This is a genomic window from Marinobacter sp. M5B (genome assembly GCF_042604615.1).
Lineage (GTDB): Bacteria > Pseudomonadota > Gammaproteobacteria > Pseudomonadales > Oleiphilaceae > Marinobacter > Marinobacter salarius.
On record NZ_CP156894.1, the window covers coordinates 3,764,197 to 3,784,624 of the forward strand.

At 58.2% G+C, this 20,428-nt stretch carries 19 protein-coding genes; 3 read left to right on the forward strand and 16 right to left on the reverse strand.

Annotated features, from left to right (window positions below; translation table 11 throughout):
- Positions 1–23: 23 nt before the first annotated feature.
- Genes AAGD24_RS17070 through ercA form a run of 4 tightly spaced genes read right to left on the reverse strand, consistent with a single transcriptional unit; the run spans position 24 to position 4,664 of the window.
- Positions 24–1,400 carry a lyase family protein gene (locus AAGD24_RS17070; protein WP_228210110.1) on the reverse strand — a complete coding sequence of 459 codons (1,377 nt, stop codon included), beginning with the start codon at positions 1,398–1,400 and terminating at the stop codon, positions 24–26.
- 31 nt (positions 1,401–1,431) lie between these two features.
- Entirely contained in the window at positions 1,432–1,716 is a 285-nt protein-coding gene (locus AAGD24_RS17075; RefSeq protein ID WP_041335245.1) for a hypothetical protein, read from the reverse strand.
- A 49-nt stretch (positions 1,717–1,765) separates the two neighbouring features.
- Positions 1,766–3,517, reverse strand: a complete 1,752-nt coding sequence (locus AAGD24_RS17080; RefSeq protein ID WP_075194299.1) for an ATP-binding protein — start codon at positions 3,515–3,517, stop codon at positions 1,766–1,768.
- Positions 3,501–4,664 (reverse strand): alcohol dehydrogenase-like regulatory protein ErcA, encoded by a 1,164-nt coding sequence (gene ercA / locus AAGD24_RS17085; protein WP_041335242.1) that lies wholly within the window; start codon positions 4,662–4,664, stop codon positions 3,501–3,503. Before ercA ends, AAGD24_RS17080 begins: the two co-directional genes overlap by 17 nt.
- A gap of 200 nt (positions 4,665–4,864) precedes the next feature.
- On the opposite strand from ercA, the gene AAGD24_RS17090 reads away from it, so the two are divergent.
- The 3 genes from AAGD24_RS17090 to AAGD24_RS17100 are packed head-to-tail and all read left to right on the forward strand — an operon-like array spanning position 4,865 to position 8,315.
- Positions 4,865–6,298: a response regulator gene (locus tag AAGD24_RS17090; RefSeq protein WP_228210109.1), complete on the forward strand. Its 1,434-nt coding sequence runs from the start codon at positions 4,865–4,867 to the stop codon at positions 6,296–6,298.
- Positions 6,295–6,942, forward strand: coding sequence for a LuxR C-terminal-related transcriptional regulator (locus tag AAGD24_RS17095; RefSeq protein WP_228210108.1), 648 nt, complete (start codon positions 6,295–6,297; stop codon positions 6,940–6,942). Before AAGD24_RS17090 ends, AAGD24_RS17095 begins: the two co-directional genes overlap by 4 nt.
- Positions 6,939–8,315: a sensor histidine kinase gene (locus AAGD24_RS17100; RefSeq protein WP_136633099.1), complete on the forward strand. Its 1,377-nt coding sequence runs from the start codon at positions 6,939–6,941 to the stop codon at positions 8,313–8,315. The genes AAGD24_RS17095 and AAGD24_RS17100 overlap by 4 nt, the downstream gene beginning before the upstream one ends.
- On the opposite strand, the gene AAGD24_RS17105 is transcribed toward AAGD24_RS17100, so the two are convergent.
- The 12 genes from AAGD24_RS17105 to AAGD24_RS17160 form a co-directional block, all read right to left on the reverse strand.
- Positions 8,305–9,426, reverse strand: coding sequence for an OprO/OprP family phosphate-selective porin (locus tag AAGD24_RS17105; RefSeq protein WP_228210107.1), 1,122 nt, complete (start codon positions 9,424–9,426; stop codon positions 8,305–8,307). The genes AAGD24_RS17100 and AAGD24_RS17105 overlap by 11 nt on opposite strands.
- Positions 9,423–10,001, reverse strand: a complete 579-nt coding sequence (locus AAGD24_RS17110; RefSeq protein ID WP_085678970.1) for a DUF4956 domain-containing protein — start codon at positions 9,999–10,001, stop codon at positions 9,423–9,425. Before AAGD24_RS17110 ends, AAGD24_RS17105 begins: the two co-directional genes overlap by 4 nt.
- Positions 9,962–10,783, reverse strand: coding sequence for a polyphosphate polymerase domain-containing protein (locus tag AAGD24_RS17115; RefSeq protein ID WP_085678966.1), 822 nt, complete (start codon positions 10,781–10,783; stop codon positions 9,962–9,964). The genes AAGD24_RS17110 and AAGD24_RS17115 overlap by 40 nt, the downstream gene beginning before the upstream one ends.
- Entirely contained in the window at positions 10,783–12,555 is a 1,773-nt protein-coding gene (locus AAGD24_RS17120) for a CotH kinase family protein (protein ID WP_228210106.1), read from the reverse strand. Before AAGD24_RS17120 ends, AAGD24_RS17115 begins: the two co-directional genes overlap by 1 nt.
- A gap of 125 nt (positions 12,556–12,680) precedes the next feature.
- A complete protein-coding gene (locus AAGD24_RS17125; RefSeq protein WP_228210105.1) occupies positions 12,681–14,471 on the reverse strand; it encodes a prolyl oligopeptidase family serine peptidase in 1,791 nt (596 codons plus the stop codon).
- Between the two features lie 61 nt (positions 14,472–14,532).
- Positions 14,533–15,687, reverse strand: coding sequence for a pyrroloquinoline quinone biosynthesis protein PqqE (gene pqqE / locus AAGD24_RS17130; RefSeq protein ID WP_228210104.1), 1,155 nt, complete (start codon positions 15,685–15,687; stop codon positions 14,533–14,535).
- Complete coding sequence (gene pqqD / locus AAGD24_RS17135) at positions 15,684–15,947, reverse strand: pyrroloquinoline quinone biosynthesis peptide chaperone PqqD (protein ID WP_075194481.1); 264 nt, start codon at positions 15,945–15,947, stop codon at positions 15,684–15,686. Before pqqD ends, pqqE begins: the two co-directional genes overlap by 4 nt.
- 11 nt (positions 15,948–15,958) lie before the next feature.
- The gene (gene pqqC / locus AAGD24_RS17140) at positions 15,959–16,690 is read right to left on the reverse strand and encodes a pyrroloquinoline-quinone synthase PqqC (protein ID WP_174447653.1); all 732 of its coding nucleotides are present in this window, start codon (positions 16,688–16,690) and stop codon (positions 15,959–15,961) included.
- Positions 16,691–16,710: 20 nt separating this feature from the next.
- The gene (gene pqqB, locus AAGD24_RS17145; protein ID WP_126811502.1) at positions 16,711–17,640 is read right to left on the reverse strand and encodes a pyrroloquinoline quinone biosynthesis protein PqqB; all 930 of its coding nucleotides are present in this window, start codon (positions 17,638–17,640) and stop codon (positions 16,711–16,713) included.
- 52 nt (positions 17,641–17,692) lie between these two features.
- Complete coding sequence (gene pqqA / locus AAGD24_RS17150) at positions 17,693–17,764, reverse strand: pyrroloquinoline quinone precursor peptide PqqA (protein ID WP_007153157.1); 72 nt, start codon at positions 17,762–17,764, stop codon at positions 17,693–17,695.
- Positions 17,765–18,128: 364 nt separating this feature from the next.
- Complete coding sequence (locus tag AAGD24_RS17155; protein WP_075194290.1) at positions 18,129–19,649, reverse strand: aldehyde dehydrogenase family protein; 1,521 nt, start codon at positions 19,647–19,649, stop codon at positions 18,129–18,131.
- A gap of 111 nt (positions 19,650–19,760) precedes the next feature.
- Positions 19,761–20,417, reverse strand: coding sequence for a CerR family C-terminal domain-containing protein (locus AAGD24_RS17160; protein WP_228210103.1), 657 nt, complete (start codon positions 20,415–20,417; stop codon positions 19,761–19,763).
- Positions 20,418–20,428: the final 11 nt, after the last annotated feature.

Sequence of the window (20,428 nt, forward strand, 5' to 3'; positions counted from 1 at the left end):
GCCCTTTCGGCGGTTACTTACTATCAGGCAAGCCCGCCTTTGGTCAGCTTCAGCGGGTCCATCAGTTCCTCCAGCCGGTTGCGATCCAGGCCACTGCGCTCTTCCGCCACGTCAATCACCGGTCGTCCGGTCTGGTAGGCTTCCTTGGCAATATCAGACGCCAGGCTATAACCAATTTCGGGGTTGAGTGCGGTAACCAGTACCGGGTTCTTGCCGACTGCGGCGTCCAGATGATCGGTATTCACCGTGAAATCCCGAATCGCCTTATCTCCGAGCATGGTTGAGGTGTTGGTCAGCAGTTCGATCATGTCCAATAGATTGGCACCAACCAGCGGTAACATCACATTCAACTGGAAGTTACCCGACTGCCCTGCCATGGCAACGGTGCTGTCCAGCCCCATGACCTGGGCCCCGACCATGGCCACCGACTCGGGAATCACCGGGTTGACCTTACCTGGCATGATGCTGCTGCCCGGCTGCAACGCCGGCAGGCTGATTTCCGCCAGACCGTGAATCGGCCCACTGTTCATCCAGCGCAGGTCGTTGGCGATCTTGGTCAGTACGATGGCCAGCCCCCGCAACTGGGACGACAGAGCTACGGGCGCATCGATAGCACTCTGCCCCACGAATTTATGCTCCAGGGAGCGGAAGTGGTAACCCGTATTGGAGGTGAGGAACTTAACGAACTGCCCAGGAAACTCTTCCAGCGCATTCACCCCGGTTCCCACGGCCGTGCCACCCTGGGGCACCGCCAGAAGATCATCGGCGGCCGCCTCAAGCCGTCTTTCCGCGGCGAGCAATTGCTCCCGCCAGGTTCTCAGCTCCTGGCCCAGGGTGACCGGCATGGCGTCCATCAGGTGAGTACGGCCGGTCTTGACCTGATTCGCGAACAACGCCTCACGCTCATAGATCACCCCACACAGGTGGGTCAACGCGGGAATCAGGCGCTCGTATATACCCGCCACGGCACTGACATGGATGGCGGTCGGGATCACGTCGTTGGAGCTCTGGCTCATGTTGACATGATCGTTGGGGTGAATCTCAACATCCTCCTGCGCCGCCAGGGCGGCGATGACCTCGTTCACATTCATGTTAGTGCTGGTGCCAGACCCGGTCTGATAACGATCAATGGGGAACTGGTCAGCGAATTCACCGTTTACCAGGCGGTCACCGGCCGCAACAATCGCGTCCCGCAGATCGTTATCCAGTAAACCGAGGCTGGCGTTGGCATCGGCGGCGGCCTGCTTCACTCTTACCACTGCCGCGATGAACGCCGGCGGCATTGGCTGACCGCTTACCGGAAAATTTTCGATAGCCCTCTGGGTCTGTGCGCCCCAAAGAGCCTCTTCAGGAACGCGTACTTCGCCCAGGCTGTCTTTTTCAGTCCTGAAATTCGTCATGACATCCTCCTCTGTTCACAGGCATTGGGGCTCACCCGTTTGGCGGTGACTTCAGTCTGACATGGTCGCAAATGCCGGTAACCTGATCAAAATTCAGGATCAGGGTATGAACCGTGTTGGTGTAGGTGTCGTGAAGGTGAAACTTGAAGCGGCGCTGCTTCTCCCCTTGCAGAAAACCATCATACTCCCGCACCAGTTCCCTTACGTCACCGCCTTCGTCCTTCGACCAGGTGGCGTTGAAGGGTCCCAGGACGGCACCGCCAGACAGGCATACAGTCACTTCGTGATTGGTAAGGGCGTTTTCGGGAACGGACATGGCACACTCTCCTGACAAAACAATGATTGACAGAATAAAGTGTAGACCGTCATTGCGACTCTGAGTTCAGGGATGCGGCAAGACTGGAGACAAGCGCCCGAAGACGGTTAGGCTTTACTGGCTTGTTCAGAATGGGCAGATACTGGGTACTGATTAGCCTTCGCGTTTCATCGCTGCGGTCCGCAGTAATGATGGCCGCCGGGATGTCACGACCGAAGTGTCTGCGTACGGCATACACCGCCTGACAGCCGGTCAGGTTCTCATCCAGGTGAAAGTCCGCGAGGATGATGTCTGCGCCGCCGCAATGCGCCACAGCCTCAACCGCACTACCCGCCGTGGTGACCATGCAACCCCAACGCTCTAGCAGGGCCTGCATGCTTTCCTGTACCGGCTCTTCATTGTCGATCACCAGAACACGAAGCCCATCGAAGGACACAGGTGCAATTGGTGGCGGCTCCGCATTTTGACTACTGACAGTCGCCTCAGTGAACCGGGCCAGAGGAACAAGAATACTGAAACAGGAGCCTTTGCCGTGATGTGAACCCACGTGGATTTCGCAGGCCAGTATCCTTGCCATGCGTTCGACAATTGCCAGCCCCAGGCCCACACCCTGGCGACCGCCACCCTTGGGCAGTATCTGGTGAAATTCCCGGAAGATGTCCTCGAGCTTTTCCTGCTCAATGCCCACACCGGTGTCCCACACCCCAATTTCCAGATTGGGACCACGCTTGCGGGCCGCAAACAGCACACCGCCTTCACGGGTATAGCGAAACGCGTTGCTCAACAGGTTGCGGAGTATCCGGGTTAGCATTCGCGGGTCAGTGCTTACGTAGCCTGTCCCCAAGCGCACCCGAAAGTGCAGCTCTGCGTTCTCAGCCACCGGTTCAAATTCCTGCGCCAGCCCTCTCATCAGTTCGCCAACATCGGTATTGACGATATCTGGCCGCATGGCTTTCTGATCCAGCCTGGATATATCCAGGAGATCCGCCAACAGGTCCTCAGCGCTCTCCAGGGACCTCCACACACGCTGGACAAGTCGGTTTTCATCCGCTGGCAGATCACTGTCTATCAGGGCGGACACCAGTAACCTGGCCGCATTCAGGGGTTGCAGCAAATCATGACTGGCCGCCGCAAGGTATTTGTCCTTACTCTCATTGGCCTCCTTGGCGGCCTCTACAGCCACCACCAACTCCCGCTCCACCCGTTCGCGCTGCTCGATCTGGTAACGTAGCACCACGTTGGCGTTCTGCAGCTCTTCGGTGCGCTCCTCCACACGGCGTTCCAGATCCGCGTTGAGCTGGCGCAACTTTTCTCGCGCCTGGTGGCGCTCGGTGATATCGGCGACAAAAGCTTCAACCACTTCCGGGCCGAGGTCTGGCCGCCGCAACAACGTGATTGCCACTTGCACTGGCGTATTGTCCGCGCGTCTGAGCCGGGTTTCCCTTGCACTGAGACTGCCGTTATCCAGTAACTCCTGGCGGATGGCGTCAAACTCACCAGAACTGCAAAACAGCTGCTCACGAAGGCGGATAACCCCCGTGATCAGGGCTTCAGAGCTTTCATAGCCGCAGATCCGGGCCATGGCCGGGTTGGCGGCCACAAAGCCGCCCCGGAGGTTACCCTGAAAGATGCCGTGAAGGGCATTCTCGAACAGCCACTTGTAGCGATTACGCTCCTTCTCCAGTTCGTCGATCCGCTCCTGCAGCGCCGGGTAGTAGTTCTTTCTTACCGACTGGCTGCCAAGGCCAAGCAGGTCACCGATGTCGTAGTCGGCGTTGCTGGAATCAGAGGGCTTCTTCATAAACCACTTCGACGTCACGTCGGGAAGACTTGCGAGGATTGGTCAGGATGCATGGATCCTGTAATGCAAAGCCGGACAGGTAGGGTATGTCAGACGTGGTCACGCCCAGTTTGCCAAGCTTGGCCTCCAACCCTACAGCTTGTTTCAACGTGATAATTCGCGCCATCAGGCGCTGTTTGATGACCGGTTTTGACATACCGCGGGTGTCGATATCCATGGCCTCCGCCACGCGCCGGAACCGGTCCTCTGCCGAGGTGTAGTTGTACGCTACAACGTGTTCCAGCAGCAGGGCGTTGCAAAGGCCATGGGGCAAATCAAGGTAGCCACCGAGACTATGGGACATGGCATGCACCGCCCCCAGGATGGCATTGGAAAACGCCAGGCCGGCCTGCATGGACGCCAGCATGATCTGCTCCCGAAGGTGCACATTGGCGGTGTTCAGTACCAGCGGCTCCAGATGGCGGTTGATCAGCCGGATGGCTTCCAGGGCGTTGGTGTCCGTCAGCGGCCCGCTACCAGTGGAGACATAGGCTTCAATGGCGTGCACCATGGCGTCCACCCCGGTACAGGCCGTCAGGTAGGCGTCCATGGTTTCCGTCACTTCCGGGTCGATCAGCGACACATCCGGCACCACCGCCTTGCTAATGATGGAGAACTTGAAGCGCCGGCTGGGGTCGGAAATGATCGCGAACTGGGAGACATCGGCGGATGTCCCCGCCGTGGTGGGAATCAGGATCATCGGAGGCGAGGGCGAAGTAATGGTGTCCACACCCTCAAAATCAAGAATGTTCCGGCCATGGGCACTGACAATGCCGATACCCTTGGCGCAGTCCATGGGGCTGCCGCCGCCGATGGCGACAATCACGTCACATTGGCTGGACTTATACAATTCAGCCCCGGCCATGACTTCGTCCACTTTCGGATTGGCTGAGACGCCGGTAAATACCGTGACACGGAGACCCGCCGCCACCAGGATATCCATGATTTCCGCAACCCAGCCGGCTTTCTCCACGCCAGGGTCAGATACCAGGAACACATGTCGAGCACCAAAGTTACTGGCGAAGTTGGCTACTGCCTTGCGTGAGCCGGCACCAAAGATGATCTCGGGGGACACAAACTTGCGCAGGGAGGAAATGTCGTAGCTCATGTAAGGTCTCGCCATTATGTCGTTGTTATTATGTCTCACCCGGAGTTTAACCCAACCCGAGTGCCTTCTCATCTGGTTCCTCATCCTGAGACCTGTGCCGGGATTTTCGGCACCCAAACAGCGTAGGATGTTCCTACATTCGGGTCGATACCCGATTGGTATTATCGCTCGGCCAACCTGTCTCCAAGGATCCAGCTCACATGTCCGCTGATCAACCACATCGGGTACTTCTCAGGTACGACCGGGAAGACGATCGGGATGCTTTTCTCCAGGATTTTGCCGGGGCATTTTCAATTGACAGCTACTCCTCTGACCAAGAAGCCCTGGCCGCCATTGCACGGGGCCGATCCCTGCCCGACGCGCTCGTATTCATCACCACCGACACCGATCAGTTGCTGGCGTCTTCTCTACTTCAGCAGGTCAGCAATGGTGGCTGCTGCTTGCGAATCGTCATTGGCGGCCAGTTTTCCCTCGATCAGATCATTCACTTGCTGGAGAATAGGGTTGTCGACCGCTGCTACGCCAAGCCTTGGGACATCAACCTCGTACGCACCGACCTGTTTGCAGCCACCATGTCGGTACAGGATAACGCCGGGCCCACTCCCGTCGAGAGCGAACACCCCAAGCCGCTGGTACTGATCGTTGACGACGAACAATCGGCGACCAAGTACCTGAGCAAACAGCTGATGCGGATGCAGGACCGCTTTGAAACCCGCTGCGCCGCCAGCGCTCAGCAGGCTTTGGAGACTCTCCATCAGGAAGGTCACCGGACTGCAGTCCTGATGACAGATCAGCGCATGCCAGGCATGAAAGGACTGCAGTTGATCAACGAGATGCGACAGTCCTATCCCCATATTACTCGCATCCTCACATCGGCCTACGGGGAACTGGACGTTGCGCTGGGCGCGGTTAACCAGGGGCGAATCTTCCGTTATCAGAAGAAGCCGTGGCATGCCGCATCCCTGCTCCCGGTGCTGGACGACGCTATTGCTCAGCACCACGCATCGCGCCAGAAATCGGAGCAGTGGCAATTTGCACTTGCTGAGCGTTTCGAGGGCGTTCGCGAACGGCGAAAAGCCGCTCTTCTCAGGGCTCTGACCGAATCGCCATCAGTTCCCTTGGCGTCACGGGACGTGATACAGAATTTCCTGAGGGATATGGACGCCATCAGCACCTTGCCTCCCGGCGCCTCCCACTTTCGTGACCATAGCCCTGAGGCTCTGGATAATGCTCTGGTCCGCGGGCTACGCGCCGAACTGACTCGGTATTTGGAGATACCGTTAACCGACGCCGTTCCCAACAACGGTACCCTGCCCGACGCCATTCAGTCAGCGCTGGATGTGCTGTTGAGCGCGTCCGGAATGAGCCGTGACCACCTCATAAGTGAGCAGGATGAGGACGTCACGACCCTTCGGCTGGAAGCCGGCAAGAACCTCCACCTATACAGTCATGTCCTTTCGCCAATGGCACGTGTTTCCAGCCAATTACTGAAGCAACAGGGCGCCTTGCTTGCGCTCTACATCATGGCCCAACAACAGGGCGGCCAAGTTCTCCTTCAGGGAGGCCAACAACGCTTCACCCTTGAGCTGTCATTGCCTCTGCGCGCGCCCTCGGGCGGGATCCGGCAGCCGTGACAAAGGATGATATCCGGCTGTACGTCACCATCGACAAGCGCCTGTACCGGGACGCCATCCTCTATCAGCTGCTTCTTGAAGAGAACATTGATCTGGTGGGCGAGTCCGCAACCGGTGTCGATACATTGGAGCAGTTGCCGACCGTCAGGCCTACCGTGCTGATCATTGAGGAAGCCCTGCAGGACAACGATGGCCTGACCATCGCCGAAGTGGCCCTTTCCAATCACCCCGCGCTGTCTGTGCTACTGCTGGTCGAGCGACCGGTCTCTCCAGCCCGCCTGGCGATCTATCTGGAGTCAGGTATCAAAACGGTTGTGGCCAAGACTCAGTCAGTACAGGAACTCATTCGATCCCTGCACTACATTCGCAACGGGCAAGTGTATGTGGACGCGGACTCGTGCCAGGCACCCGCTACCACAACATCACCAGATCTGGAGGCGTTTAACGCGCTATCTGCCCGTGAACGGGAAGTGGCACGCCTCATGGCGGATCGGGTCGCGTTCAAGACCATTGCGGATCGACTCGGGGTTTCCTATAAAACAGTGCACTCCTACAAGGACCGAATATTCATCAAGATGGGCTTTGAACGGCAACCGGATCTGATGCTGTTCATGAAACGCTTCAGGAACAATCTCGACTCATGAAAATACTCGACGGCCTGCAACAGGTTCAGCAACTTACTCCGCGCAAGCAACGACAGTTCGAGCGTTTCTACAGCGCCCAATCCCGGTTCCGTTTCCTGCCGGTCTTTGCGGACGTCTCGCTGCTAATCACACTGATCGGAACCCTTGCGCACATGATGACGCTGGCCACACAGCTTGGCCCTGCCAACGTTCCGAGCGGACTGTTTGTCTACACCACGATTCTCTCCTGTCTCATTGTGGCCCACCGATTCAAGGCCGTGCGTTTTCGCACGCCACTGATCATGTATCTGGTTTTCCTGAACATGGCCCTGTTCAGCTATCTTGCCTTTATCAAAACCGGTGGAGATCTCACACCGACGATCGGGCTCTACTTCTTCATCAGTTTCCTCGGCATCGTGACACTGTCGCCGCTGCATACCCTGGTTATGATCGCCATCAATCTGGCCTTTCTCTACGCCGCTACCTGGGCCGCGGTACCCGCAGCGGATGTGGCAATCAAGTTGCAGGAAGTGCTGTTGAACTGGCTGGTTCTGATGTGCCTGGTCATCTCACCGTTGTTAGCCGTTTTCTTTCGTCGCTTTGTGCGCAACATCCTGGCTCTGCAGTTCCTGTTGCGGGACAGAAACCGGATGCTGAGCCGCACTCTGCAAACTCTGCAAGTGACCGAGGAAAACCTGATCCAGCAACAGAAGCACCAGGCTTTGAGCCATATGGCAAAAGGGCTGCTCCACGAAATCATGAACCCCGTCAACTGCTCGGTTCAGGCGCTGCAGTACGCAAAAGATATCAACGAAGACCCCGAACTGAGCGAAGCGATCGACGATGCCGCGGCGCATCAAAACCGGATTGCCGACATCGTCTCCGACCTTATCGACTTTTCTGTTCCTCACCCTGAGCACGCCAAGGAACAGGCGAACCTCATGGGAATTCTCAACACCGCTGCGCGCTTTACCAAAAACAAGCTGCGGGGCATTGACCTGGAATTAGCGGTACCGGAATCCCTGACGGTGCCCTGCTACCCGTCGGCACTGACCCAGGTGTTTGTGAATCTGTTTCTCAATGCAGCCTCGGCGCTTCAGAGCCGGCTGGATCATCAGTCCGCCATCCTTAATGTGTCGACAACTCGCGACCCTCGTACCCTCAACATTACAGTGGCAGACAACGGCTGCGGCATTCCCGAGGAAGAAATACGGCGCCTGACAGATCCCTTTTATTCCACCAGTGACACACCGGAAAACCTCGGGCTGGGCCTCAGCATTTGCCAGACCATTCTGCGCCACCACGGTGGGACACTGTCGATTAGCAGTGCGCTGGGGCAATGGACCCGGGTGACACTGGCGCTGCCCCTGGAGGCCGTTGGCGTCAGAACCTGAGCTGGGCGCGCACGGTGACCGCATCCCCATCGGGGCCTGCCATCAGCGCGTTGCCACTGATATCCGGAACCAGGTAATTCACCCTTAGCAGGAACGATTTACGCCAGTAATAGTTGATCCCCAGTAACGCTATCGATGCTTCGGCACCCACATCCCGCTGCCTGAGATCCACCCCGCTCCAGCGCGCCACCAGTTCGACGGCACCCAGATGGCTGAGCGGGTCAATGCGGTCAAACTCGCCTCGGCTATACCCCCGGTGTTCGCCCGTGAGCAGGTAGCCCAGTTGGGCATAACCGCCAGTGAATTGCCATTCGTCGCCCCCAACCTGCCTGACACGCTGGGTCATCGCCTCCGATGTGACGGTGACTGAATCGCGACTCCAGGCAAACTCGCCACCCAACAGTGCCAGGTCATCCGCGTCAAAACGCGGGCTTCGGATCACATTGTCGGCGCTGTAGACCTCCCCATGATCGCGTATCTGGAACCGTTCGCCGCGCATGTCACGCCAGGATCCGGCCAGGCCCAGATGGATTGTCTGATGTTCAGTGTTAAGCGGGGCAAAGGTCACGCGGCCCGTTACCGCCCTGGGCGACTTGGCATCGGCATCTTCACGGAACACGCCCAGTGCCCAGGTGGCCTTTTTACCGGCCCGGTTTACCATCACGCCTTCGGAGCGCCCCGGCGCGAAGGCGCTGGTCGCCAGGGAGCGTTCGTTGGTCATCAGGCTGGAATAGCCACTGGTACGTTCAAAACCAAAAGGCTCTTTCATCCGACCCACCTGAACGCCACCCCAGCCAAAGCCATCGTATCGCAACCACACATCATCGAATTCCAGTACCTGCTCATCACCGTCGTACTGATAGTCACCATCAAGCTCGAAGGACCAGTGTTTGCCATAGGCCAGCTCGAGTCCGAGCCTGAGTTTCCGCAGAACCGTGTTGGTGGTCGAGTCAACGCCCTCCTCATCATAGAAGGCGCCGTAATGGTCCACACCAGCCACTACATAGCCTCCAATGTCGGCTTCAAAACCTTTGGTGTCTGCCTCTACCTGCAGGGAAAAGCTGATCATCAGCCACAAAACCAACAGGGCCCAGCGAAGATCGTCCATCATGATCCGTGCTCCATTAGGTAATGCATCCTTAGCTGCGCCGTATCCCGTAGAAAGCTCACGGAGACCACATCCACCCGATTCACGTCCAGGCCAGTCCGCGATCGCAAGTCGGCAATCAATTCCTCTCGGCGGTCCGTGTGAATCAGGTCAATTTTTTCGTATTCGATGTCCTTCTCACCGCACAGTGGCAGCATCATCCGGGTTTCCAGCAACAAGGCGATGGCGATCACCAGGCCGTTCAGACACGCCAACACCCAGTGCGCCACGTTCCCGACGGCCGCCAGCAGCGCCATGGCGATCACCAGAAACAGATAGGTCATTTCCTTGATGCCCAACGCTTCGGTGCGGTATCGCAACATGGAGAACACCGCGAACAACCCGAAGGCGAAGCCCATGGATACAGTCACCGAATTCAGTAAGGCCGTGACCAGAAACACACCCACGCCGAAGAGGATGAACGAGGCGGCGTTTTCACGATGGTGGGAAAATGCGTAGTAACAACGGATCAGGATGAAAACCGAGATCAGGTTAATGATCAGGCGGATAAAGAAATGGACATCAACTGCAGATTCCATGATGACTCCTTGAAGTAGCGGTATTCTCTCGGGGCCCTGAGCGCATCAAGCTTCGACAACACTGGCTTGAAGCGGTTGGCCTTGATCCGGCCCCGGCACAGCAGCGCCGTGCCGATGCAGTATTTGCTGAAGCTGACGGGCCTGTGGCCCATCCTTTTCAGGATGTCCAGAACGGGTGAACGCCGCTGATGGCGCAACGATTTGACCTCCACCAACACAACGCCCGGCAACCCGATCCGCTGGTGTTCCCCGCTATGCTCGAAGTAGATATCCGTATCCACGGTAACCCGCTCGTGACCGGTTCTGCTGAGCAGCGTGATGCGATGGTAGTGAACAAAAAGAGCCGGCAGCATCCGTGTCGCCGGCAGGCCCAATTGCTCTTGAAGGAAGTGACGCAGAGTTCGTGCGTCTGGCTCCGCCCCGGTCAATACCATTCTCTGTTTGGAGGTGCGCAGTTTGTTGGTCTTGACCTTGACCTCCAGAAAACGCTCACCGGTGGCCCGGTAGTGGCGAGTGCGGACCTTTACGCGGTTCAGTTTGCCATTGTGGTGATCGAGGTAGAGCTGCCGGCCGGGCGTATCGAAATAGAGCGTGTCGTATGCCATTCCCCGACACCCGTTCATCTCCAGCACCGTGTACTCTGCCGTCAGCTCTGCCAGACACTGGTTCAGTTCGGCAGCGTCGATCAGATACTTGGTATCCACCCGATCCATCAACGCTGACGAGCTCTGATCCGCCAGTGAGTGGGATTCAAATGCGTTCAGGCTGAAACAACTGACCATTATTCAGTACCCGGCAGGTATTCCATGGTCATGTCGATGTCCATATCCACATCGCCGGCGTTTGCGCCGCTGCCTACGCTGTTGAGGGTGATGGTGCCGGTCGCCCCCAGCGCCAGCGACACCACGTCGCCGGGTACGGATTCGTCCACCTCAAAGAGCAACGCATTGGTGGCAAAGCCATGGAGCTTATGGGTTCCGGGTATGTAATCGGTGTCTTCGATAAATACCTGCAACACATAAGGCTTGAAGCCCTGGGCGGCGTCGACACCAATCAGCAGCAAACTGTGCACGGCGGGAGCCAGCTCGGTGTCAACGGAGTACACCAGGCTGTCTACTTCAAAGGCAGCGAACGTCAGGCTCGCGCTGACCTGTCGACCATCCGGCAAGGTGAAACTGAATACTCCGGAGTCTGTGCCGGATACCGCTGAAACACTGGCGGTCAGATTGGTGGTGGCTGGCTCGGAGCAGTCCGGCTGGGTATCCTCCAGCAAGGTCACCGCCTCTTCCGGCTCGTTTCCGGCGATGGCGCTGAGCAACACCTCCCGTTGCGATCGCTCATACCCGTCGTCTCCGGGCATGCCGGTGCCAAGCAGGAAGCTTTCAACACTTTCAACGTCGGCCTCCGTGGTCCCAGTCAACGCCATCACCCGCTCGATCTCCAGCTGCATCGCTTCTTCGTCCCAGTGGTTGGCCAACAGGTCTTCCAGCGCGTCCAGGTATTGCTGGCGGTATTCCGGCATCCCATAAAGCCGCTCCGCCAGACGGAAGTTACGGTACAGAGGCGCGGAGCCAGGCTTCAGGGGATGGGTTCCACGAAAGGCGGTATCGGCACCCCAGGGGATGAAGTGGAACAGCCCATCGTCCGGAGAATGGTAGAGGTAAAAGTTATTGGCGTTGCCGCTCGCCGAATCCCACGCTCCCAGCAAGGTTTCCATGGCCCAGAAACGGATGAACTCATCCACATCCAGCAATTGGGGCAACACGTCCATCATCGCCTCATCATCCAGCGCCATGGCGTCCGCAACGGCTTGCAGATCAGAGCGGTTGTTGGCGTCTTCGTTGGTCTTGGTCTCGAACCGGCGGATCAGATAGTTGCCGAAATCGGCCTGCTGCGCCTCATACAGATTGCCCGAGTCATCGCCAAACGTGCGCCGCAAAAAGGGCTTCCGTATAGGTTCAACATGGGCAAAAACCCCCAAATCCTCGCCATTGACGGTCACCTGGGCGTAGTTGCATAACGGCGCTGCGATACCGATATCCCGGAACCGGTCGTAAGCCAGGCATTGACGAACATTGGAGGGATCCTGACGATTGTTGTTCAGGGTCATACGGGACACGTTCTGGTAAGTACGCCCTTCCTGCAGGTCGTTAAAATCCAGTTTCAGGGAAGGCAGGTCCGGGCTGAGTGAACCGATAAAGCCTTTTTTCCGCACGTTCACGTTGCCCATGGTATCGCCGTCGATGGTGACGGTGGCGGGCAACTCGGTGTACTCGAACTCGGGCAGGCATTCGCGGGAGGTGTCAGCCAACGTTCGCGCCTCGGCTTTCAATGTTCGCCAGTTGCTGGCGGACATGGTGATTTCCACGTCGAGCAGGCGCTCCGGGTCAAAAATATCGCCATCACCGCCAATGTTGACCGGCTCTACCGGTGCGTCAAAATCCGAAGGGCTGGATTCGCTGCTGCTCCCGCCGCCACCGCAGCCGGTCAATACCGCCAGAGCGCCCAGCAGAACGATTGCCTTTCCCGAAAATCCATCAGTCCTTATTTTCATTGTTTTGTCCCCACATCAGGCCGAATTGGCCGGTTTCTTGTCTGATGGAAGAGTATTGTCGGGGGGACTGAAAACTGTATGTAAGACTGTCTTACAGCGAAACGGGAAAGCGGACAGGCGTCACATTACTGATCGGTCGACTGCCTGCGATAGAACCGAAGCAATCGTTCCAGCATATCGGCAACGTTGCTCTGCTTGCGAAATCCGTGACCCTCGTCAGGGTACACATACACCTCCGGAGAGCCACCATTGCGACGCAGCGCATTGACGATGGCAGTGGTCTGCTGCGGGACCACCACCCGATCCTGCGCACCCTGGAAAAAGATCATCGGTCGACAGAGGCGATCTGCCTGAGCCAGTGGCGACCTCTGCTGCCAGTTGTCGGGACAGTCGTCGGGAGATCCCAACAACCAGTCCAGATAACCGGATTCAAATCGATGCGTCATCGCTCTCAGCCGCCGGGGATCACTGACACCGAACTGGCTGGCGCCCGCCGCAAACACGTCGGTTTGGACCATGGCCAGCAATGCGGTATAACCGCCCGAACTGCGGCCCTGGATGAAAAGCCTGGCGGGATCAACGGCTTTGTTGTCGACCAGCCAGCGAGCAGCACGTTCCATATCCGCCACGTCCACACGTCCCCAGTTCCCCGCCAACGCCATGCGAAAGGCCCGGCCGAAGCCAGAACTGCCGCGGTAGTTCACGTCAGCCACGGCAAACCCCTGACGGCACCAGAACTGGGTCTGGAGGTTGAGCACCGGATAGGTCGTGGAGGTCGGGCCGCCATGGGCAATCAGGATGATTGGTACCGACTTACCATCAGACGCGGATGGCACTGGCGGGTAGAAAAAACCGCTGATGGCATCGACACCACCGGCTGATGGCGGAACGCTGAAGAGTTCCGGCTGAGACAATGTCATTCCAGGGAAAGGCTCTTCGCCACCGGAGAGTGGCTCGGCATGTCCGGTGCCCCAATCGACCGACAACACCGTGTCGAGCCGGGTGGACGAGCGGGCAATACACAGCACCCTCTGGCCTTGCACAACCAGGCATCGAAAGTCGACGTACTCCCTTGCGATCCGCACGCCTGTTTCTTCATTCTCTGAACATAACCACAACTGCCCGACTCCGGCCTGGTACCGCACACGTACCCAGCCACCGTCGGGAAGGCATTGGTGGTGACGCTCGCCCAGTTGCCAGGGGGCGCTGGCATGATCCTCCCGCGTGCCATCCAGCAAGTGCCATTGCCCACTGGACGCCAGTCGCCACGGTTGCCACCACCCCTCATGATCCGACAACACAATCACGTCGTCGCCATCAAATATCGGCTGCTGCACACTGCCTTTTGAAGGCGAGGGCCAGCGTCGCGCCTGGGTCAGTGAGCCGTCCTGCTGAATCGATGCTGTCCAGAGTACGGAGGCAACCCACGGCATATCCGGTAACGACCAGCTCACCCAGGCCAGGTGCCGCCCGTCGGCCGATACCGCCGGGGCGCTGTAAAAGTCTTCCGACTCGTGGAGTATGCAGTTCGCTGATTCACTGTCCGTTAGGGCAATACCCATCAGTTGCTGGCGGCCGTTCGCCTCACGCACTGCCAACACCCGGTGATGCGCCGCGTCCCAGGAGAGTCCGCCATAGCAGGCATCGTCGTCAGTGAGTGGAGAGCACGCCCCTGTGGCCGTATCAATGTGATAAACCTGCTGCCCGGACGCCTCGACGGCGAATACGCTTTCGGGCCCGGCACACAGCGCACCACCTCCATAACCGTTAACCTGGCTGCGAGCGCTGAAGCTGCGAGAGAGCAAAGGAATCCCGACACCCGCCTCCAAGGTCATTATCACATTGCCACCACTGACCGGGTCGGACTCCAGCCAGAATACACCGGTCGCAGATGCCGCTAGCTCTGTACGCTGCAAAAGCGCCGACGAGGCCTGTTCTGACGTCAGCTTTGTCGTTGCATCTGGCTCACGGGGCGCATCAGCCCCTGAAGAACAACCGGGAGTTGTTGGCGTTGCGATAGGTCAGCTCCTCCAGCCCGGCGGTGGCATGGTCCGCCGCCTGGCGGGCGGCGAGGATGCGGTCATGATGGGGTGATTTACTGCAAACCGGGTCGGCATTGTCGGCATTACCGGTCAGCAGGTAGGCCTGGCATCGGCAGCCGCCGAAATCCTTTCCTTTTTCGTCGCAGGACCGGCACGGCTCCGGCATCCAGCTGTCACCCCGGTAATGGTTGAAACCCGGGCTGTCATACCAGATGGAGTGTAGCGAGGAATCCCGTACATTGGGAAACTCAATGGGTAACAGGCGGGCGCTGTGGCAGGGCAAGGCGGTGCCGTCCGGCGCCACGGTGAGGAACAGGCTGCCCCACCCGTTCATGCAGGCCTTTGGCCGCTCCTCGTAATAGTCCGGGGTGACAAAGATCAACCTCATCGCCGAGCCGTCATCTGCCAGACGTTTGCGATAGATGTTTACTTCGGCCTCAGCCTTTTCCAGCTGTGCCTTGGAGGGCATCAACCCCTCACGGTTTTCGAACGCCCAGCCGTAGTATTGGCAGGTGGCCAACTCCACGTAATCCGCACCCAATCGCTCACACAAACTGATGATATCGTTCATCTGGTGGATATTGTGCCGATGGATCACAAAGTTGAGCACCATGGGGTAACCCGCTTCTTTTACCGCACGGGCCATCGCCAGCTTCTGCTCGAAAGCCTTGCGTGAGCCGGCCACGGCGTTGTTCAGTTCCGGGTCTGAGGCCTGGAAACTGACCTGGATATGGTCCAGCCCGGCGTCGCGGAAGGCGTTCACCTTGGCCTCGGTGAGCCCCAGGCCGGAGGTTATCAAATTGGTGTAATAGCCCAGCTGCCTGGCTTCTGCAATCAGCTCCGGAAGGTCCTGACGCACCAGCGGTTCGCCGCCGGAAAAGCCCAGTTGGGCTGCTCCCATCTCACGGCCCTGGCGCAGCACCCTGACCCACTCTTCGGTGCTTAATTCCTGCTGGGTCTGCGCGAAATCCAGTGGGTTGGAACAGTAAGGGCACTGCAGTGGACAGCGGTAGGTCAATTCCGCCAGCAGCCATAGGGGCGGACCAATACCAGGGCGATCGCCCGCCGGCATGGTGTCGTGCTGACTCATGGAAACAGTATCCAATGCTGCTGTTCGGCGTCCTTGAGGAAATCACTGACATCGTTTGCCAGGGATCCCGCATCGGGGAACTGCTGTTCCAGGATAGCGACAATATCGGCCACCGTGCGCTGGCCATCCACTTCCTTCAGCACCGCCCCGGCGCTGTCGTTCAACCGCACCATACCTTCGGGATACAACAGCACATGGGCGTTCTGGGCCGGCTCCCACTGGAAGCGGAAACCCGGGCGAAGTCGCGGTGTGCGCTCCATGGGCGTGGCCACTACACCCCCCGGTGCCAGACTGGCTGGTTGGTTACGGTGTGGTACGGCGGCGTGCGGTGCTGATAAGCCATAGTCAGGGCATCCAACATAGACCATAAGATATCCAGTTTGAATTGAAGGATTTCCAGGGCACGGGCCTGCTGTGCCGCGGTGGTAAAGTGATCCAGGGTAATCGTCAAACCATGCTCCACGTCACGGCGCGCTTCCGACAGCCGCTTGCGAAAATAGGCATAACCATCGGTCTGGATCCAGGGATAATGCAGGGGCCAGCTATCGAGCCGGGACTGGTGAATCTCGGGTGCAAACAGCTCCGTCAGGGAGGAACAGGCCGCTTCCTGCCAGGTCGCCCGTCGGGCAAAGTTCAGGTACGCGTCTACCGCAAACCGCACACCCGGCAGCACGTGGCGCTGGTCGAGGACCTCGTCCCGGGTTAGCCCTACGGCTTCCGCCAGGCTCAGCCAGGCCTCGATACCGCCTTCGTCGTCACTGTGCCCATCATGATCCAGTACTCTTTGGAGCCACAACCGGCGCACTGAGGCATCCGGGCAGTTGGCCATGATCGCTGCGTCCTTGCGGGGAATGTTGATCTGATAGTAGTACCGGTTAGCGACCCAGCCACGAATCTGCTCAGGAGTACAATCACCGCCATACATGGCTTTGTGGTACGGATGGTGGATGTGGTAGTACTGGCCCTTTGCCCGCAGGGCCTGCTCGAAATCCCCGCGATTCATGACAGGTGTAGCGAGTGCGTTCACGAGGGCACCTCCATATCCAGATGCATGCCGTCAAACGACACCTCAATGCCGTGCCTGGCCAGCACGGCCCGTTCCGGAGAGTCTTCGTTGAGAATGGGGTTGGTGTTATTGATATGAATAAGGATTTTCCGGCGTGCTGGCATGGTATCCAGCACATCGATCATGCCCCCGGGGCCGCTCTGGGCAAGATGCCCCATTTCCTGACCGGTACGGGTACCCACCTCGCAGCGCAACATTTCATCGTCGTGCCAAACGGTACCATCCACCAGCAGCGTGTCGGCTTTGCGCATCCACTGCAGAATCTGCTCATCGGGCTGCCCGAGCCCCGGGGCGTACATGACGGTTTCACCACTGCGGGTGTCTTCTATGAAAAGCCCAATGTTGTCTCCCGGGTGGGGATTATTCCTGCGCGGCGAATACGGCGGCGCATTACTGAGTAACGGAATGGCCGTCAACCGCAACGCCGGGGCGCAGGGAATGGAAAAAGACTGTTGATCGGTACAGGGTACTTCATGCCACTGGGGGCCACCGCTCCAGTGGGTGAGCATGCGAAACAGTGGAAAGCCGCTGCTCAGATCTTCATGCACCTGGGCGGTACACCACACGTCCAGGGGCAACCCCTCGCGCAACATCAGCAAACCGGTGGTGTGATCCACCTGGCTGTCGCACAGCAACACCGCGTTAATTCCGGTATCCCGAAGCGCACGCGCCGGCTGCATGGCATCAAAGCTTGCCAGTTGAGCACGAATGTCAGGAGAGGCGTTACAGAGAATCCAGTGCACGCCGTCTTCGCTTATGGCGATGGATGACTGGGTACGTGCGCTGGCGTTCAGGGTCCCTTTGCGGAAGCCATCACAGTTGGCGCAATTGCAGTTCCACTGGGGAAACCCTCCGCCGGCGGCGGAACCGAGGATACGAATCTGCATAACGAAAACTCCAGAAGCAAAATGGCCAGCGCACGAGGCTGGCCATCACTTCTCAGCGGTTGGCGAAGTACATGGTGACTTCGAAGCCGATCCGCAGGTCTTCATAGGCTGGTTTGGTCCACATAACGCTTACCTCTTGTGATCATTGTTGTGGCATTGAGGATCCGTTAACCGGTCATCCGGTAACTCACCTTCAATCCTACCCAGTCCACGAAAAGGCAAATATGGTACTTTGGCACTGATTTCCAGCCGATCCGGGCCCTGAAATTCATCCTTTCGACCCATTCCGGTGAACGCCGGCGCAGACACAAAAAAAGGCCCTGGGAAGGACCTAAAAATGGCAGGAAGACCCATCCACCCCCACCAGTCAACTACAACCCGGTAGAGATGCACCCCGGCCAGACACCGGGGAGGAATGTGCACATCCATGTGCTGACTCGCCACCGGGCCTGTGTGGGAGGGCCCGGGCACAACAGTCATTGGCGGACTTAGAAGAAGCCCAGCGGGTTGATGTCGTAACTGACCAGCAGGTTCTTGGTCTGCTGGTAATGGTCCAGCGCCATCTTGTGGTTCTCGCGGCCAACGCCGGACTTCTTGTAACCACCGAAGGCAGCGTGCGCCGGGTACTGGTGGTAACAATTGGTCCATACGCGGCCCGCCTGGATGGCGCGGCCCATGCGATAGGCACGGTTGATGTCGCGGGTCCAGAGGCCGGCACCCAGACCGAACTCAGTGTCGTTGGCGATGGCCAGGGCTTCTTCTTCGTCCTTGAAGGTGGTTACACCCACCACCGGACCAAAGATTTCCTCCTGGAACACACGCATGTTGTTCTTGCCTTTGAACAGCGTGGGCTGAACGTAGAAGCCATTGTTATAGGCATCGTCCATTTCCTCACGGCCACCGCCGGTCAGCACTTCCGCGCCTTCCTGCTTGCCGATGTCGAGGTAGGACATAATCTTGTCGAACTGCTCCTTGCTGGCCTGAGCGCCGACCTGCACATCGGTGTCGAGCGGGTTACCACGTTTGATGGACTTGGTGCGCTCAACAACCTTGGCCATGAACTCCTCGTACATGTCTTCCTGCACCAGCGCACGGGACGGACAGGTACAGACTTCACCCTGGTTGAAGAACGCCAGCACCAGGCCTTCCACACACTTGTCAATAAACTCCGGCTCAGCCTGCATTACGTCTGAGAAGTAGATGTTCGGAGACTTGCCGCCCAACTCTACAGTAGAGGGGATGATGTTCTCGGCCGCGCATTTGAGAATGTGGGAGCCCACCGGTGTGGAGCCGGTGAAGGCAATCTTGGCAATACGCTTGCTGGTGGCCAGGGCCTGGCCCGCTTCAATGCCGTAGCCGTTGACGATGTTAACCACGCCCGGGGGTAACAGATCGCCAATCAGGTCCATCAGGATCAGGATGCTGGCTGGCGTCTGCTCGGCAGGCTTCATCACCGTACAGTTGCCGGCTGCCAGACAAGGCGCCAGTTTCCACACAGCCATCAGCAGTGGGAAGTTCCAGGGAATGATCTGGCCAACCACACCCAGTGGCTCATGGTAATGATAGGCCACAGTGTTGTTGTCGATGGCGCTGGACGTGTCTTCCTGGGCGCGGATACAACCGGCAAAGTAACGGAAGTGGTCAACCGCCAAAGGAATGTCGGCGTTCAGTGTCTCGCGAACGGCTTTGCCGTTATCCCATGTTTCGGCGACCGACAGCATTTCAACATTCTGCTCGATACGGTCGGCAATTCTCAGCAGGATATTGGAACGCTCAGTGGTCGAAGTTTTTCCCCACGCTGGCGCGGCCTTGTGGGCGGCATCCAGAGCCAGGTCAATATCTTCGGCCGAGGAGCGGGGGATCTCACAGATGACATCGCCGGTCACCGGCGTGATGTTTTCAAAGTACTGACCCTTGACCGGGGCGACCCACTCGCCGCCGATGTAGTTCTCGTAACGGGGTTTGAAGGAGACGACGGAGCCTTCCTTACCAGGTTGTGCGTAGATCATGGTCTCGACCTCTTGTTGTGTTTGTCGCAGGACAACGCGGCCTTGCGCGTTTACCTATTCAATGTAGACCCCGGCACTGGATAGTTGAATGATTCGATGGAGGTGAAAAACTCATCCCTTGGTAGTAAACGCCAGGGCATGGAGGTGGGAAATCACCACCTGTTCGGCAGTGTCCACGACGTCAGAAGGGAATTCGCCCTCTATCCCAAGCCTTCGTAGTAATGGGAAGCGGCCTACAAGGAAAAAGACAATCTGCCCCATGACGGTATGGGCCTCGATGATGACCCGGCGCTCATCGGGTGACCGGTCCATCACGACCGCAATCAGGCGGGTCAGGTGCACATGGACACGTTCGAAGGTTTCCTCGTAGAGGATATCAAACGCCTCAGTGGGACTGGCCTGTTCGCGCATCACCAACATGAGCCAGCGGCGAGCCTCCGGGGCCTGGGCGAACTGGCGAACCATGCGTTTCACGATGAGTTCGAGTTGGGCCAGGGCCTGATCGCAATCACTGGCGCTTGCAGCCGATTGCTCGCCAGTAAAACCGAAAACTTCTCTCATGCGCCGGGCAATATGCCGGGCAATGGCGTGGTACAAGCCAGTCTTATTATCGAAGTAATAGGCAATGGAGCCGATATTGGAATCGGCGGCTTCGGCAATCATGCGGGTCGTGGTGCCTTTGAAACCATATTGACCAAACAACTCCATGCCCGCCAGGATCAGTTTTTGGGCGGTTTCGTCTTCGGCTTTGCCCGGCTCGTTTGCCACTGCTTTCTCTC